The sequence below is a fragment of the Bradyrhizobium sp. ORS 86 genome, assembly GCF_045571475.1.
GTDB lineage: Bacteria > Pseudomonadota > Alphaproteobacteria > Rhizobiales > Xanthobacteraceae > Bradyrhizobium.
The window spans coordinates 2,509,512-2,525,923 of the sequence record NZ_CP120699.1 but is presented as its reverse complement, the minus strand read 5'-3'; the positions used below and the strand labels follow the sequence as shown (position 1 = coordinate 2,525,923).

General features: G+C 60.1%; 11 protein-coding genes and 1 pseudogene. 4 read left to right on the top strand and 8 right to left on the bottom strand.

The window, feature by feature from the left end:
* Positions 1 to 352: 352 nt before the first annotated feature.
* The 3 genes from P6U25_RS11300 to P6U25_RS11290 form a co-directional block, all read right to left on the bottom strand.
* Positions 353 to 1,420: a toprim domain-containing protein gene (locus P6U25_RS11300; protein WP_280980460.1), complete on the bottom strand. Its 1,068-nt coding sequence runs from the start codon at positions 1,418 to 1,420 to the stop codon at positions 353 to 355.
* 203 nt (positions 1,421 to 1,623) lie between these two features.
* Entirely contained in the window at positions 1,624 to 1,782 is a 159-nt protein-coding gene (locus tag P6U25_RS11295; protein WP_407151272.1) for a hypothetical protein, read from the bottom strand.
* A 126-nt stretch (positions 1,783 to 1,908) separates the two neighbouring features.
* The gene (locus P6U25_RS11290; RefSeq protein ID WP_407151271.1) at positions 1,909 to 2,142 is read right to left on the bottom strand and encodes a hypothetical protein; all 234 of its coding nucleotides are present in this window, start codon (positions 2,140 to 2,142) and stop codon (positions 1,909 to 1,911) included.
* 20 nt (positions 2,143 to 2,162) lie between these two features.
* Between P6U25_RS11290 and P6U25_RS11285 the strand changes: the two genes are divergently transcribed.
* From P6U25_RS11285 to P6U25_RS11275, 3 genes are read left to right on the top strand one after another with little or no spacing between them, the layout of a single operon-like run.
* Positions 2,163 to 3,158, top strand: coding sequence for a site-specific integrase (locus P6U25_RS11285; protein ID WP_407151270.1), 996 nt, complete (start codon positions 2,163 to 2,165; stop codon positions 3,156 to 3,158).
* Complete coding sequence (locus P6U25_RS11280; protein ID WP_407151269.1) at positions 3,155 to 4,531, top strand: tyrosine-type recombinase/integrase; 1,377 nt, start codon at positions 3,155 to 3,157, stop codon at positions 4,529 to 4,531. Before P6U25_RS11285 ends, P6U25_RS11280 begins: the two co-directional genes overlap by 4 nt.
* Positions 4,528 to 5,532: a tyrosine-type recombinase/integrase gene (locus P6U25_RS11275; protein WP_407150473.1), complete on the top strand. Its 1,005-nt coding sequence runs from the start codon at positions 4,528 to 4,530 to the stop codon at positions 5,530 to 5,532. Before P6U25_RS11280 ends, P6U25_RS11275 begins: the two co-directional genes overlap by 4 nt.
* Positions 5,533 to 5,647: 115 nt before the next feature.
* Here P6U25_RS11275 and P6U25_RS11270 read toward each other — a convergent pair whose 3' ends face one another.
* The 4 genes from P6U25_RS11270 to P6U25_RS11255 all read right to left on the bottom strand — a co-directional run bounded on the left by P6U25_RS11270 (position 5,648) and on the right by P6U25_RS11255 (position 11,522).
* Positions 5,648 to 6,472 (bottom strand): ArdC family protein, encoded by an 825-nt coding sequence (locus P6U25_RS11270; RefSeq protein WP_407151268.1) that lies wholly within the window; start codon positions 6,470 to 6,472, stop codon positions 5,648 to 5,650.
* A 753-nt stretch (positions 6,473 to 7,225) separates the two neighbouring features.
* Positions 7,226 to 9,112 (bottom strand): sulfate adenylyltransferase subunit CysN, encoded by a 1,887-nt coding sequence (gene cysN, locus P6U25_RS11265; RefSeq protein WP_280973010.1) that lies wholly within the window; start codon positions 9,110 to 9,112, stop codon positions 7,226 to 7,228.
* The gene (gene cysD, locus P6U25_RS11260; protein WP_280978191.1) at positions 9,112 to 10,011 is read right to left on the bottom strand and encodes a sulfate adenylyltransferase subunit CysD; all 900 of its coding nucleotides are present in this window, start codon (positions 10,009 to 10,011) and stop codon (positions 9,112 to 9,114) included. Before cysD ends, cysN begins: the two co-directional genes overlap by 1 nt.
* A 275-nt stretch (positions 10,012 to 10,286) precedes the next feature.
* The gene (locus P6U25_RS11255; protein ID WP_407151267.1) at positions 10,287 to 11,522 is read right to left on the bottom strand and encodes a sulfotransferase family protein; all 1,236 of its coding nucleotides are present in this window, start codon (positions 11,520 to 11,522) and stop codon (positions 10,287 to 10,289) included.
* A gap of 783 nt (positions 11,523 to 12,305) precedes the next feature.
* Here P6U25_RS11255 and P6U25_RS11250 point away from each other — a divergent pair.
* Complete coding sequence (locus P6U25_RS11250) at positions 12,306 to 12,821, top strand: MarR family winged helix-turn-helix transcriptional regulator (protein ID WP_280973012.1); 516 nt, start codon at positions 12,306 to 12,308, stop codon at positions 12,819 to 12,821.
* Positions 12,822 to 12,932: 111 nt separating this feature from the next.
* Here P6U25_RS11250 and P6U25_RS11245 read toward each other — a convergent pair.
* A pseudogene (locus P6U25_RS11245) lies at positions 12,933 to 14,128 on the bottom strand (IS256 family transposase).
* Between the last annotated feature and the right edge of the window lie 2,284 nt (positions 14,129 to 16,412).

The window sequence follows — 16,412 nt, the reverse complement described above, 5'->3', positions numbered from 1 at the left end:
GACGTCGCCTCGACGCATCAAGTCAATTGCGGCCGTTGCCGTAAGGTCAATCAGGCTATCGTTAGCCGTGTTGCCTTCTCGAGCCGTCACAGTGTGCTCACTCCGCCGTCTAAGTGAATGCCCATATTATAGCATTGATAGGGAGGCCCGCATTGGGTCATGTGCTGCCTTCCGGAATGCGTCAGTGCCACGACCCGTGTACCCCGGATAGCTGCCGACTTGCTGCACCGCGCAAGTCGGCAGGGGTGGGCAAATCCGGCTGTGCGCTCCAGCGTCCAATATGGACGGCAGTCCGCAACACTACAACACGACATGATCTGCCCAATTGCCGGCGGCGCCGGAGGCCGATCGGTCAATCCGCCTCGGCCTCAGTGAAGAGCATGAAACGAACGACCTCCTGTGGCGCGAGCTGGATGCGCAGTGCCGCTTGCAGCGCGCCGAGGCCGAATGCACGCAGGTCCTCGTTGAAGTCGTCCGTCTGCGGCGACAGGGCAAGCGCCTCGATGCCCGCCGCTTCGGCGCGTTCGGTCAATGCCGCGAGCGCCATGTCACCTGAGGCATCGGCATCGCGGGCGATGTAGAGGCGGCGCAGCGTCAGCGGAAGCAGCAAGGCGGCAAGGTGGTTGGCCGAGAGCGCGGCAGCCATCGGCATGGCAGGCAGCGCACAGCGCAGCGACAGCATCGTCTCGATGCCTTCGCCGACAGCGAGGACGTCGTCGGCCGCGCCAAAGCGGACGGCATGGCCGAGCAGACCGCCCATGGCACGTCGTGGCGTGTCGATCGGCGCCTTGCCGAGCGTCGCCTCGCTGAATCCGTCAGGGTCGAGCCAGGTCCGGTGCGCGCCGGTGAGTTTGCCCTCAAGGTCGGTGACGGCGGCGATCATCGCCGGCCAGGTCTCGGTTGTGCTGTGCTCATCCGGCCGGTAGTAACAGCGCGGATGGAAGCGCAACGATGCGGTGTCGTGCAACGTCGTAATGCCGCGATGGCGCAAGTACGCTGCCGCGAGCGTACCTGTGATCGGTTGCGATATCGCGAAGAGCCGCTGCGCTGCTTCCGGCGATCCGGCGGGGACAGGCGTGCCCACGTGCTTTGGGCTGCGGCGCGGTTCGGCGCGCGGCAGACTCAGAAAGCGTCGTGCCTCATCGGCGACGTCGCGGAAGTCGATGAATCCGCAGCTCTCGCGGATCACGTCAAGCAGATCGCCATATTCGGTCGAGGCGGAATCGGTCCAGCGCCCGGCGGCGCCGGGACCGGATTCCGGTCCGCTCAGCCGGACGAACATCGACCGGCCTGGCGTGTTGCGAACGTCGCCCACCGTCCAGTAGCGGCCCTGGCGCCGTCCGTTGGACAGGTAATGGCGGCATACCGCCTCGGCATCACGGGCAAGGCGGCGCGCCAGCTCGGCAGCGTCACGCGGCATCACCGGACCTCCCGTTTACCGATGCTCCTTGACAACTTTGCACAACCGTTGCCGCGTGGTTTCGATATTGCCTGCCGGGCGCCAGCACGCCGAACGCGCCGTAGTCGTTTCGGACAGCCATCATCATTTCGGTTCTCCAGAACGGGCAGCCGAGAGCCTCTCTCTCGACCTCCGACCCGTCGCGGAAACCCGCCCGCCTCCTCTCACTCTTCGCCCGTAAAGTGAGGCTTCAAGCCACGTGAATCCGTGCCTTCTGCTGCGATGTCCACGTCGGAATCGGGCAAAAAGCCGAGAATGTAATCCGCGGCCCTGCTGGCCTGGCTTGCCGCGCGGATGATGGCCCGATTATCCTCGCGCAGCACTTCAAGTAATCAGCAGCAGATCATAATGTGAAGGAAGATTCTTAGCGCGGCCGGCTTGTGGAGATCGGCTAAAAAAGCTTGCGATCTGCTGCGCATTATTTCCGGCATGAGACCCTCGACTGTTGATCAAACACAGTAGAGGAAGCCTTCATGCCACATGGATACGGTACCCTTGTCGCGGAGCTTAAGGATGCGCTCACGCGACAACGATATAATCGAGTTGCAGTTCACAACTATTGCCGCAACGCCGGCTACTTTCTTGCGTACCTGGCGGCGCGTAAAGTTGCTCTTGAAGCGGTCACGCCGGCAGACGTAACGAATTATCTGCGCTTTGCGGTCCGACAATTTCGTAAACGCCATGGCCGCGCTCCAGCTCGTTATTGGATAGGCATTCCCAGATCAGGAATCCACGCGCTGCTGAAGCTCGCGTTGAAGCGCTGGCCACCCGAATTGCGACTACCGCTGGCGAACTTCTCTCTCGAGAGGTGTGCGAACAGTATCGGACGTGGCTTCGGGAGGAACGCGGGCTCGCTACGGCTTCGGTCGACGCCCTGCTGTGGGAAGCTCGCAATTTTTGTGCCTGGCTCATCAAGCATTCGAACGCCAATTTTGCAGGCCTGACCGTCCGCGATCTCGATATCTACATGAACATGCGGGCTCGCGGGCTGACGCGGAAATCCTTGAAAGATGTCGCCGAACGGCTTCGGTCGCTGCTGAGGCATCTCCATAGGACGGGCCGCATCGCGACCGATCTCTCCCAGCATGTCATTGCTCCGCTGCTCTATGCGTATGAAGGCATCCCGTCCGCGTTAAGTTCGGATCAGATCTCGACCGTCCTGGAATTTGCCCGAAAAGACCGGTCGCCGATGGGCTTGCGCGACCATGCCATCCTCCAGCTTCTAGCGGTCTATGGCTTGCGTGCCGGTGAAATAATCCGGTTGCGACTGGAAGATGTCGATTGGCGCGGCGATGTTCTGCACATCCGCCGCTCCAAAACGGGTGATCATTCTCTGCTGCCGTTGTTTGAGACCGTCGGGGAGGCGCTGATCGATTATCTCCGGCACGGCCGCCCTGAAACTGATGTGCGAGAAATCTTTGTCCGCACGCGCGCGCCCTACGTTCCCATGGTGCGAATTTATAGCGAAGTCAGCCGGCGGATCGAGGCGGCGGGCATCACCCCAAGCGGCAAACGCGGTCCGCATATCTTCCGCCACGCGCGTGCCGTCAGTCTGCTACGGGCGTCGGTCCCGCGAAAGCTGATCGGTGACGTATTGGGTCATCGTTCGACGGAATCGACGATCCCCTACCTGAAATTGGCGACGGAGGACCTGCGCGCAATTGCCCTGGAGATCCCGGGACAGGAGGTGCGCTCATGAATGCTTGGCCCGACGCCGACGGCAAGATTATTGCTCGCTATCTCGGCCGGCTCCGGCTGCGTTGTCCGATCAGCCGCATCTCCTACCGGCAGGCTTTGCGCAGCTTCCAGAATGTTGTCGTTCGGCAGCAATACCAATGCACACAGGTGAATCGGAAAGTCCTGGAAATCTGGTTGAGCGAATGCACTGCTATCTGGGCCCGGTCCACGCTGCTGCACCACGCCCGCATCGTCAATCGCTTCCTCGACTTCCTCGTGGAGGAAGCGTTCATCGTCAGCAATCCCATTGCTGATTTGCGCGCCGAGTACCATGCGAAGAGCGACAAGGCGATCGTACGGGCGCTGCTCGCGCCCGATCCCGATCAGGCACTTGAAGCCCTACGGCAGTTCCCGCCGTTCGGCAGCGTTCTCGGCAACCTCATGCGCAATCACATCTCTCTGATGCGGGCTAGAGGCTACCGTTATCAAGCACAGGCCCGCTGGTTCTGGCGGTTCGATCGTTTCTTGCAGGCTCATCCGGAATTGGAGGGTAAGTCGACATCGGTCATGTTGCAGCATTGGGCGGCCGCGCGATCAACCGCCAACCACGCCGCCGAGTGTGAGAGGGTCGCTCGCGCCTTAGCCAAGGCGCAGCATCATCTCGATCCTGGTAGCAAACCAAGGCGTCCGGATCCGCGTCCCGCACAGCAGGTCGCGCGGCAATGGCGTCGACCCTATATCTACAGCCCGGAAGAGGTTCGTCGCCTCCTCGATATTGCTCGAACCTACCCCTCTCCCCGTGCGCCGTTACGGCCGATCAGTCTCTACACCATGCTGGTCCTGACCTATTGCGCGGGATTGCGGCTGGGCGAACTCGCACGCTTGAACCTTGCTGACATCGATCTTCAGGTCGGCACGATTACTATCCGGGAGACGAAGTTCTTCAAGTCGCGAATCCTGCCGTTGGCTGACAGCCCGCTATCGGCGCTGCGGGAATATCTTGAGGCGAGGCGCAAGGCAAAGGTGCCACAAAGCCCTGAATCTGGCCTGTTCTGGCACGATAAGGGAAATGCGCGCTACACGTCGCACGCGATCGCCGGTTCCCTCGTCGACATCCTACGGCGTGCCGGACTCAAGCCGGCGAAAGGCAAGACGGGCCCTCGCATCCACGACCTGCGTCACTCGTTTGTGGTGAACCGCATTCTCGAATGGTACCGCGCCGGCATCAATCCGCAGGACAAGCTTCCATTCCTAGCGACATACCTAGGGCACCGCGATATCCACTCGACACTGGTTTACATCACGGTGACCCAGGAACTCCTTCAGCAAGCAAACGAACGCTTCCGGACGTACGCGTCACATTGCCTGCACGCGTCAGAAGGAGCGCGGCCATGAAACCGGTCGACCCGTTCCCGAGGCTGCTTCACGCCTTCTTTTACGAGTGGATGGTTCAGCAGCGAAATGCCTCTGCGCACACCGTTCGGTCCTACCGTGATACATGGCGCCTGTTCCTCAGGTTCGTGGCTCAACGGCGGCGCCGGCCGATAGCCCAGCTCACACTGAGCGACCTGACGGCCTCCGAGGTCAAGAGCTTCCTGCAATACACCGAGCAGGACCGCGAAGATACGATTGGCACGCGCAACTGTCGCCTGTCCGCATTACGTAGCTTCTTCAGCTTCGTTGCTGACCGCGAACCGACGGCCATCGAGCAATGCACACAGGTTCTGCACGTGCCCATGAAGAAAGCGCCGATCCATGCGCCGTGCTATCTGGAGCCCGAGGAGGTGAAGGCCATTCTGGCGCAGCCCGATCGCTCGACGATCGAGGGGCAACGCGACCACGCGCTCTTCTCCTTCCTCTATAATACCGGCGCGCGCATCCAGGAGGCGCTCGATGTTTGCCCGCGGGCGATCCGGTTCGACTCACCAACCTGCGTGCGTCTTTACGGCAAGGGACGAAAGGAACGGCTGAGCCCTCTTTGGCCAGAAACCGTGTCGTTGCTAAGATCGCAGCTCATGCGACAGCCGAGGACCGACGACGAGCCCATCTTCGTTAATCGATATGGCGTCCCGCTCGGCGCATCGGGTGTCCGCTTCAAACTGGCGCAATACGTCGAAGCGGCAGCGAAGATCACGCCCAGCCTGACTTCGAAGCATGTAACACCTCATAGCTTCCGTCATGCGACGGCGGTGCATCTGGTGGCGGCAGGTGTTGACGTCACTGTGATCCGAAGTTGGCTCGGCCATGTCAGCCTCGACACCACAAACCACTACGCTCAGGCAAATCTGGAAACAAAGCGCCTGGCACTGGAACGCCTCGAAAGCCCCTCACGATCGACAAAGCGACCATCGTGGAAACAGGACCAGAGCGTTCTCGCCTGGCTCGATACCCTTTAGCGGCAAAGAAATAATGTGGAGGAGATCGCACACCATCCCCGCATAACACCGGAAACGTGGTGCTCCTTCACATTATGATCTGCTGCTGATTACTGGAGTAATGGCGAGCTCGCCATTATTCCAACCATGACGCGATGTAATCGGCATGCCGGACAGTCGGCGTGATCCCGAGCGAGGCACAGCAGAAAGCCGCGTTCAGTTCGGCGATCAGTTCCTCAAAGGCATACTTCCTGGTGCCATATGAACCACTGAGATCACGATTGAGGCGTGAGGGGTGGCCGCTGGCGTGACCGATCTCGTGCAAGGCTGTGCGGTGCCAATTGATCGGTTCGAAATAGGCCGCCGGTGGCGGCACTTGCACGTAGTCTTCGGCCGGAACGTAGAAGGCGCGGTCGCCGCCGATGCGAAAATCGATGCCGATCGCCTTGATCAGATTGTCGACGGTCGGCTCGATCATACCCAGCGGTGGAGGTGTCGCGCACGTCGCAATCTCCGCGGGCAAGTCGTCGCACTGATCCGTGTTAAAGACAGTGAAACGTTTCAGAAACGGGATCGCCTGCGCTTCATCGCCGGCCTCGCATGCACGGCGTTTTTCGTCGGCCGGAACGAAACGATCGGCATAAACGACAGTAGCGCCGCGCTCGCCTTTGCGGACGTGACCGCCAAGCGACAGCGCCTGACGGAAGGTGATCCAGCTCTGAGCTGCGAATCCGCGCACCGTCGCTGCGCTCCAGAGAAGCAGGATGTTTATGCCACCATAGCGGCGTCCGGTGGCGGCGTTTCTCGGCATGGCCGGCGGCGCCCCGTCCGTCGCCGCCCTCCAGGGCTGAACCCACGGCACATGGCCGGCTTCGAGTTCGGCGATGATCTTATCGGTGATTTCGTCATAGAGGCAGGCCCGGTCCTGGCCGGCGCGCGCCCGGGAAGGATTTCGCTTCATCGCGAGTCTCCGCGACGGGCGTCGCGAGACTCTCTCGCGGCTACAAACCCGTCACGGCGAAGCGGGCGCTCCTCTCACTCTGCTCTGCAGCTGCGGCCCTCGGTGCCGATTTGTTCGCGGGCAGACCGGCAGCCTGCCTCTTGAACCGTCTATCTGTTCGCGCTCCGGCCGAGCGGCCGGCAAAAACGAGGCCACGAGGAAAGGACCAGCATGGCGCCGCCGGTCGCGAGAATTCGGAACCGACTGCTTCTCCCCGAAGTGGTTCACAGCGTATGGCAGAAGGTCATCGCCCGGGCCCAGTCACGACGGGGATACCTCATTGGTGCGCGAGGGATCGACGCCGGCTGGCCCGAGACGCTGCGTGGCTCGGTTCGAGAGCCCGGTGCGGCGCCAGCCGCACGCGCGGAAAAACACGTCTACGGAACAATCAAGCGCGTGGAAGCCGGACTTCCTCCCGGGCCTTTGTCAGGGTGTTGTAGATTCTGACCTGAAGCATCGGACGACGCGCCTTAAGCTCCTCCGCTCGTGCCCAGGCTCCATCTCGGGTCGAGAATTCGGCTTTCAATTGGCCGTCGACTTCGAGCACGTAACCGGAAGTCGGCAGTCCACGGGTGGGTGCGACCATTTTATTCCTTTCGGCCAGTTCGTCTGATCAATGAGCACGGCTTAACCCGAGTCGACCCGACCGGGCCAGGATGCCGGTGATAGTCATGTGCTGCAAAATCGGTGATGGACCTACAGGGCGTGCCGATGCTAGCGACCGCCAATGATTCCGCGCGCCGCCAAGAAATCGACGACAGTCTCCGCCAATTTGTCGGGCGTCTGCCCCACGGTCCTGAGGTGAATTTCGGGCCTCGTCGGCGCTTCGTAGGGCGCATCGACGCCCGTGAAGTTCTTGATCTTTCCGGACCTCGCCTTTGCATACAGACCCTTAGGATCGCGCCGCGCGCATTCCTCGATCGGCGTGTCGACGAAGACTTCGATGAACTCCGCCTCAGCAACGAGGTTTCGCACCATATCTCGTTCGGCCCTGTGGGGCGAGATGAACGAGCACAACACGATCAAGCCGCTGTCGGCCATCAGCTTGGCGGCTTCGCCGGCGCGCCGGATGTTCTCCACGCGGTCAGCCTCGCTGAAGCCAAGATCGCAGTTCAATCCGTGGCGGACGTTGTCGCCATCCAACAGCATGGTGTGGCGCGACGCTGCGAACAGCTTTTGATCGACGAGGTTGGCAATTGTCGATTTTCCCGCGCCTGACAGGCCAGTGAACCAGACGATGCAAGGTTTCTGATTCATCAGTGCGGCGCGCTCGCTCCTGCCCACCGAAACCGCTTGCCAGGCAACATTGGTGGCCCGCCGCAGCGGAAACGCAATCATGCCCGCGCCAACCGTACGATTGGTGTAACGATCGATGACGATAAATGATCCGGTTTTCCGATTGACATCGTAAGGATCGAATACGGCCGGCAATGCGGTCGCAACATTGCAGAATGCGATCTCGTTGAGAGAAAGCGTCCGGGCTGCGAGGTGCTCACATGTGTTGACCTCGATCCGGTGCCTGATTGCGGTAACGTTGCCGGCCACGGTCTGCGATCCGATCCGCAGGATGTAATTGCGTCCCGGAACGAGTTGCTCCTCGTCCATCCAGATCAGATAAGCGGCGAAGTGATCAGCGACTTTCGGCCGCTCGCCTGGCCGCGCCAGAAGATCGCCACGGCTGATATCGATCTCATCTTCCAGCGTAAGGGTGACGGCATCGCCAGCCTCGGCTCGGGGCAGGTCACCCGCCTGGGTCACGATCCGCTTGACGCGCGTCGTTCGTCCGGATGCGGCGACAACGATCTCGTCTCCCGCCGAAATACTCCCCGAGGCTACTGACCCGGCATAGCCACGGAAATCCAAGTCGGGTCGGTTCACCCATTGGACCGGAAAACGGAAAGCCTGGCTTGCGGCGTCGGACTGGATATCGACGCTCTCCAAATGCCCGAGCAGACATGGACCATGGTACCACTTGGTATGCGCGGAGCGGTCCACGACGTTGTCGCCGTAGCGGGCCGAAATCGGGATCGGAATGATCGAAGTAAAGCCAAGACCGGCGGCAAAGCCAAGGTACTCACCGACGATCCGATCAAAGCACTCCTTCTTGTATGCAACGAGGTCGATCTTGTTCACCGCTAGCACGATATGGCGAATACCGAGCAGCGAGCAGATAAAGGAGTGGCGCCGGGTCTGGACCAACACGCCTTTGCGCGCATCGATCAGGATGATGGCGAGCTGGGCGTTCGAGGCGCCGGTTGCCATGTTGCGGGTGTACTGCTCGTGCCCGGGCGTGTCGGCCACCATGAAGGAGCGCCGCGACGTCGTGAAGAAGCGGTAGGCGACGTCGATCGTGATGCCCTGCTCCCGTTCGGCTTCGAGCCCGTCCACGAGCAGCGCGAAATCGATGTCATTGCAGGCCGAGCCGTGCTTGGCGCTATCGAGTTCCAGCGCCGTGAGCTGATCGCCGGGAATCATCTTGCCGTCATGCAGCAGGCGTCCGATCAGCGTCGACTTTCCGTCGTCTACGGAACCGCAGGTGATGAATCGCAGCTGATCCTTTGTTCCGGCCTCAACGGGTGCAGTTGTCATTGTGGAAGCCATCAAAAGTAGCCTTCCCGCTTCTTCTTTTCCATCGAAGCGGCCTCATCGGTATCAATCAGGCGTCCTTGACGCTCCGACGCCGTTGCCGAGCGCATTTCCGCGACGATGCCCTCGATCGTGGTCGCGTCTGACTCGATGGCTCCGCTCAGGGGATAGCACCCCAACGTGCGAAACCGGACCATCCGCATCTCCGGGGTTTCGTTGCATTCAAGCGGCAACCGTTCGTCGTCCACCATGATCGTCGCACTGCCTCGTCGCACGACAGGCCTTCGCTTAGCGAAATAGAGCGGCACGACTGGGATCTTTTCGAACATGACGTACTCCCAGATGTCGAGCTCGGTCCAATTCGACAGCGCGAACACGCGCATGGTTTCGCCCTGACGAATTCGCGTGTTGAAGAGATTCCAGAGCTCCGGCCGCTGATTGCGGGGGTCCCACACATGACGCGCTGATCGGAAAGAGAAGATTCGTTCCTTTGCGCGGCTCCTTTCTTCGTCACGTCGTGCGCCGCCGAAGGCTGCATCGAACTGGTAGAGGTCGAGTGCCTGCTTCAGAGCGTCGGTCTTCATCACCTGGGTATGGAGAGCCGAACCGGATACGATCGGGTTGATCCCGCGTTCGATGCCTTCATTGTTCACATGGATGATCAGATCGACGCCGAGCCGCTTGGCCGTCTCATCCCGGAACGTGATCATTTCGCGGAACTTCCAGGTCGTGTCGACGTGAAGCAGGGGAAACGGCAACTTCGCGGGATAAAAGGCCTTGATCGCGATGTGCAGCATGACGCTCGAGTCCTTTCCGATCGAATAGAGCATGACCGGCTTTTTGAACTCGGCGACCACGTCGCGCATGATTTCGATCGATTCAGCTTCGAGTCGGCGCAGATGTTTCGGCAGCATATGTCTTTCTTCGATGCAGGATCTCTGCTCGCTCAGTCCCGTATTGACGTACTTGCTCCGATCCGCACAGCCGTTCCGGCGATCGGGTGTGCTATATCGCGTGGCTTTCAATTGGGTCAAATACCGCGACGGTCGCAAGGCTAGTTATCTGGACGTCCTGCCGCTCCTTCGTTGCTCTCCAAGACCAGCCCATCGGATGTTTTGTTGACGTGCTTCGTCGCGAGACAACGATCACCAAAAGGTCAGGTCGTTCAGTTTGATGGCAAGCCTATCGGTCATCGCTCGATTCCCTTGAGGCTTTGCTCGAGCCGCACGATCTCGGCCCGCAACGCCGCGATCGTGGCATCGCGATCGCGAATTGCCTCCACTTGCGTACCTCGAGCGGCCTCAGAGGCTGAAAGTGCGTTGCGCAACGGAGCCGCCATCGCAGCTTCCAGCCGCGCACTCGCCTCGACTATGGTCTCGGGTGTTTGCTGCGACTCCGGGGAGCAAGCATTGTCTGAAGCCTGCCGAGCCACGGAGGTCAATTCGCCGGCGTTGGTTGGGAAGCCGGAGGACGTGCGCAAATCCCACCAGATTCGAAATATCCGGCGATATAGTTCAGTTACGTCACGTCCCTTATCCACGATTCCAGCTTGTTGCGCATGCCGAAGCTCCTCCTCATAACCGAGCTTTATCATGAGCTCGGCGCCGACCAGATCGGTTACCGTTTGCATTTCTTCGATGCTCAACTGGGCTTGCCACGCGTGGACGGAGCCGCCATCGATGGTCCTTCTTTCCAGGATCTTTCGATCTCCAAAACTGCTGGACAGCAAATAGCCCGCTTGCTCCATAGTCGCCCCAATGCTGATTGGTTCACAGCCGAGGCCAGCAACCAGGCGCTGTATTTCCTGCTCCGGACGTGCCACCAGCAGTTCATACTGCACGACCTGCGTCTGTAGGCGAGCGCGGTGCGCCGCAAGCCGGGGCAGGCCCAGAACCAGGTCGGCGAGCGCCGACGCAATACCGTCGGGTAGACGGAGCATAAGATCAGCGAGAGACGAGACGCTGACGGATCGAGTGTTTTCTGCCTGAAGTGGAATTCCCCATGTCGACTTCAGGGATGCAGCAATGGCGTAGGGATTGCGCATCAGGAGGATTTGCGGAGCGTCCGGATAAAGCGCGTCCAAAAATTCGAGCACCATCCAATAGCGGGGGGTCTTATCTATGATGATGCGCTTGCCCGCGGCAGCCAAATATTGACCGTATGCCGCATCTGCAAAAGCGCGGCTGACCATATTGCGGTCGATACGACCCAGGAATTCGGAGGCCGCGGCTTCAATCAGTGATGACCCAGCCGGATGACCGTGGCGCAACCTGCCAAATGCCTCAAGCGCCAGCATGAGCCAAGGTTCAGGCGGAGCCGCAATATCCGGATGCTGCTGGAGCAAATGCGCCAGCAGCGTCGTCCCGGACCGTGGAAGACCGAGAAGAAAACAGACTGCAGGTGCGCAATTAACATCCCGGCTCATGATACTGCTCCCTCTGCCCCTTGGACAGCGCAAGCGCAGCCCACCCCTTCCCCACCGGAAAGAAATGATGGTGGCCGCGGCATTCTACACAGGCGGACCGCTCGGACCGAGCCATCGTGCACGAAGGATTTCGGCTGCAACTCTTCATCCGGGAGCCATCAAACTCGGATGACCTGGCCGGATGTCAGCAATTTCAGGTCCTGGCCCGGGATCGCCCGACGGCCTACAGAGCTAACGCAGACAGAACGGCGAGTTCAATTCTACGAAGATAAGCAGCCGATATAGAATCGCTTCGAAAAACTATACGAACGTTTATCGCGCAAGTGCTCATCCGCATGGATCTGTTGTCGGGACGACTCGGCCCTCGATGCTGCTTCCAAGATCGCTAGCTAGTCGAACGGAGAGACGGTCGACACGATCGGAGATGCGTGGACGAGGCCGCTACGATGCAAGGAACTCACCACGCGGGAGGCCCAGCCGATACATCACCAACAAGCCGGGTGCCGCGAGATATTCGCAAGCATCTCACCTAGGCGGAACGAGATCGCCTTCCGCGTGGATACCCACTCCAGGTCAACGCACGAGGAGCTTGCAGGCACGCTCGATGCTAGTATACGTCGCGAACTCGCCTGCAGGTACAGCTGCCTCCTTCATCGCGTGCCGTTCAGCCCCTTATTCCGTCCAGATCGTACCAAGCATTTGATCCGCTTTCCGCAAGCTGCCATTTACCCACACGCCCAATTCGCGGTAAGAGAACAATCGAGAAGGACATCTTGATTTACAATGCTGTCGGATCCGCCCAGCTCCGCGAAAGCGCGGGGTCGTACCATTGCTGAACATCAGGAGATGGTGCGAAAGTTCTCATGGGAGATCAGATCCATCAACGGATGCCTGGAGGACGTTCGTCAACTGTTGGCGCACGCGCTTGGCATTACCGGGCCGCAGTGGATGGTCTTGGTCGGCTTGGCAGATTTGAAGGCAGAGAATGGTGTTCCCGTTAATGTGGTATCAAAGCTGATACACGCCGACGCTTCATTCGTCACGCTCCAATCAAAGGCACTGGAGAAAAAGGGCCTGGTGCGTCGCAAGTCCTGCACAAGCGATGCTCGGGTTGTGCGGCTGTCGCTGACGGAAACAGCTTACAAGCATCTAGCGAACGTTGCTACGCAACAGAAGGCACTGGATGAGTTCATTTTCGGCGAATTCAGCGCTGCGGAGTTCGCCGAGTTCGCTGGCAAGCTGGCCGCCGTCAGGCGTCGTCTGGAAAAGGCTCGCTTGAAAATCGCCCTGGAGTTCTGAGGACCAGTTGCACGATCCTCAGAAATAACGAGGGGCAAATGCCGGATCGTGTCCCTGAGCGTGGTGTAACTGGCGGTGGGACACCGCGTTCGCCGGCAAGAGCCGGACTGGTCAGCTGGCGATAGCCGGGAGACTGACGGTTGGATCATCGCTCAACGGCGCGATGGTTTCCAGCGTCATGTAACGGGCGCGCTGGACGGCCCATTCATCATTCTGTTCGAGCAGGATCGCGCCGATGAGGCGGACGATGGCGTCCTCATTGGGGAAGATGCCGACGACCTCGGTCCGGCGCTTGATCTCGCCGTTGAGGCGCTCGATCGGGTTGGTCGAGTGCAGCTTGGTGCGGTGCTGCGGCGGGAACGTCATGTAGGCCAGCACATCGGTCTCGGCCTCGTCGAGGAAGCCGGCGAGCTTGTAGCTTGGGGCGGAGCTGATCGGCGACCTTTCGCCATTGCGCTCGTGCGGCTTCGGCATCGTCCTGGGCAAACGCAGTGGCGATGAAGGCGGAGACGACACGCCGTCCGCTTTTGCCGGCATGGGCCAGCGCGTTGCGCATGAAGTGCACGCGGCAACGCTGCCAACTGGCGTTGAGCACCTTGGCGACGGTCGCCTTGATGCCCTCGTGGGCGTCGGAGACGACCAGCTTGACGCCGCGCAGGCCGCGGCGGGCGAGCTTGCGCAGGAACGCCGTCCAGAATGTCTCGGCCTCCGAGGGACCAATGTCCATACCGAGAACTTCGCGCCGGCCATCGCTGTTGACGCCGACCGCGACGATCACCGCGACCGACACGATGCGCCCCTGCTGGCGCACCTTCACGTAGGTGGCGTCGATCCACAGATACGGCCAATCGCCCTCGATCGGGCGAGCGAGGAACGCCTTCACCTTGTCGTCGATCTCCGCGCACAGCCGCGAGACCTGGCTCTTGGAGATGCCGCTCATGCCCATCGCCTGCACCAGGTCGTCGACCGAGCGGGTGGAGACGCCCTGCACATAGGCTTCCTGCACCACGGCGGTGAGCGCCTTCTCGGCCATCCGGCGCGGCTCCAGAAAGCCGGGGAAGTAGGAGCCCTTGCGCAGCTTGGGGATACGCAGCTCGACCGTGCCGGCGCGGGTCTCCCAGGTCCGGTCGCGGTAGCCGTTGCGCTGCGCCAGGCGCTCGGCTCTTCTCGCCATAGGCGGCCCCAGTCTGGCCTTCCACTTCCAGCTCCATCAGGCGCTGGGCGGCAAAGCCGATCATCTCGCGCAGCAGATCGGCATCAGGGGTCTTCTCCACGAGCGTGCGGAGGTTCATCATCTCATCGGTCATCGGTGGTTCCTCGAATCAGGTTGGTATCAGCAACCCGACCCTACCGGCGAACTGCCGGTGACCACCGCAAAGCCGCCCGCCCGCTACGGCGCCATGGGAGGGCGCGCGTGCGGACGGCTTTGCTCTACCGAGCTACACCACCAATGGGGACACGACCAAATGCCGTGTCCGATCTTTCAACTTTCGACGTTTTGTTAAAGCAACGCAGACGACGCTGGCTGTGGTCAGTTTGCACGATCGATGGTGCGCCGATTATGACATGCTCAGGACGGAGCCGATCTGCCGCCAACTATGAAGCCACGCGAGCACTTTTCTTGTTGCTACTCAGGGCACCGTATCGTTCGGGACGTCGAGGACTCAAACCGAGCAGGAGACCCATCCGCAGCGCTTGCTTTCACCTACACTTCAGGTCCACCGGGCTCTTCGATGAATGGCCGGCTCCGGAATTTGTCTCTTCTTGAGCCTGCGCGACTGACGACGGTTGTTGAGCATTTGCCGCATTACGCCTCGGCCTAGTGTCGCGGAAGGCTGCTATCCCGTCGAGTCGATGCAAGCATCGGCTGAAGATAACAGCCGGTGCATTCGGGTCAGGCGATCACATTGCTCCGCCATTCTGGCACCTTGCCGCGGATTTCGGGGTCTTCGGAAACCATTGGATCCGCACTTGGCGGTATCAGCAAATCGCCTCAACCTCGAGGATATGGGCCCTCCAGCCTAAGTGGGATTGGCCGTGCAGCACTATTGCGCCGAACCCCGGCGGGAACGTCATACGCCCGCCGCTTGCGTCTCCTGGATGGAATCCGGAAGCCTCTTACTGGCTTACTGGGTACATCGATCTATTTCGTGCGATCCTGAATTTCACGACGAACTCGGCATGGACGGCGAAGCAATGCTCTCATCTCTGCTGCACTGATACGGCCAGCGAAGCCGGCCTCCCCGCCGCGGTGAACCTTAGCATTCCGATTGCCGCGGCGATGCAAATTACTCGGCAGCATGTGAAGAAAACGAAACGCTTGTGAGGAAGCCGATAAGCAAGCTGCTTCGCTCGCAATTCGACCACTCAACAATGTACGGCAGGGGGTCCGCAGGTTTCCAGGATTACCCCGCTCAAACAGAAAATGGTGCGGGACAACGCAGAGGACGAGTGGCGGACAACAACGCAGTCTGCAGTCAGGTCTAAGACACAATCTCCAATCGCTCACAAGGGCGGCTCGCGAGCCGCCCTACTCTGTTCCGCGACACGGAGTTGCTATCGCAGATGTCCGAGTCCAATTCCGAGATTCAAGGCCTTCTGGCGTAGCGCACCGACAGTACGCTTGGTCATCTTTGCTAATTTTGTGACCGGAGTCCGAGCCTTCGAATGGGCCTTGAGCTCCTTGATATCTGCCTTGGTCCACTCGCGCCGCTTAACGCGTTTCTTCTTTGCTTGCTTCACAGTAGATGCTCCTTTCAGAGGAGCGGCTTGTAGCACAACTTTTCCGCAGCGACGACCCATAAAAGACGATCAATCACAGGAACTCGCGCTGCTTTGGCGACCCAAGAGCTAAAGCGATTATCAATGGCAGCTGCGGCGTTGCGTGAATTCGTCAGGTTTCGGCCCGACTTGGCTACGCATTTGCAAACGCAGCAATCCGCGTTTACGGGCTTCAACAGGGCAGCGCTCGCTATTGAGCGAGGACGAATCGCACAACGCCTGAAAATGATCCGACCCCGGAGTTCCCTGTTTCTTTCCTTCATTTTTCCATCCTGTTGGACGCCTTTTTGAGAGATGGGCCCGTCTCATGGAATCACAGGAGCGCACGCTGTAGTTTGGATCACCGCTCACACATACACCATATAACTATGCAGCCTTGCTGTGATATACTTTGTGTGCAGCTACTTGACCGGCACGATTCACACGAGATGCGAGGCATCATAACCATAGCGCAGGACATTTCTGCGAAATGGATACAACTTATGTGCCGCTGAACAAGCGCTTCTCCCCGCCGCGATGACGAAGTAACAGGCGCGGAGACAACACGAGTATCCACGCAGTCGACTACTGGCCCTTCCATGCGGTATCGCCGATTCAACCTTCGCACGGAACATATTCGGCTTCAGCCCCGCCTATTCCGGGCGAGCCGACGAATCCTTTTGCTCATCGGAGCATACCGCGGGCGCCTGGACCGTCTCCTCATCTGATTCCGATCCGCGTTTTGTTTCGTCACCGGATTCCTGACCTTCGTCCACCGTGCAGGGACGGATCCGACTGATACGCGTCCGAAAGATTTCCGCGCGCTCACAT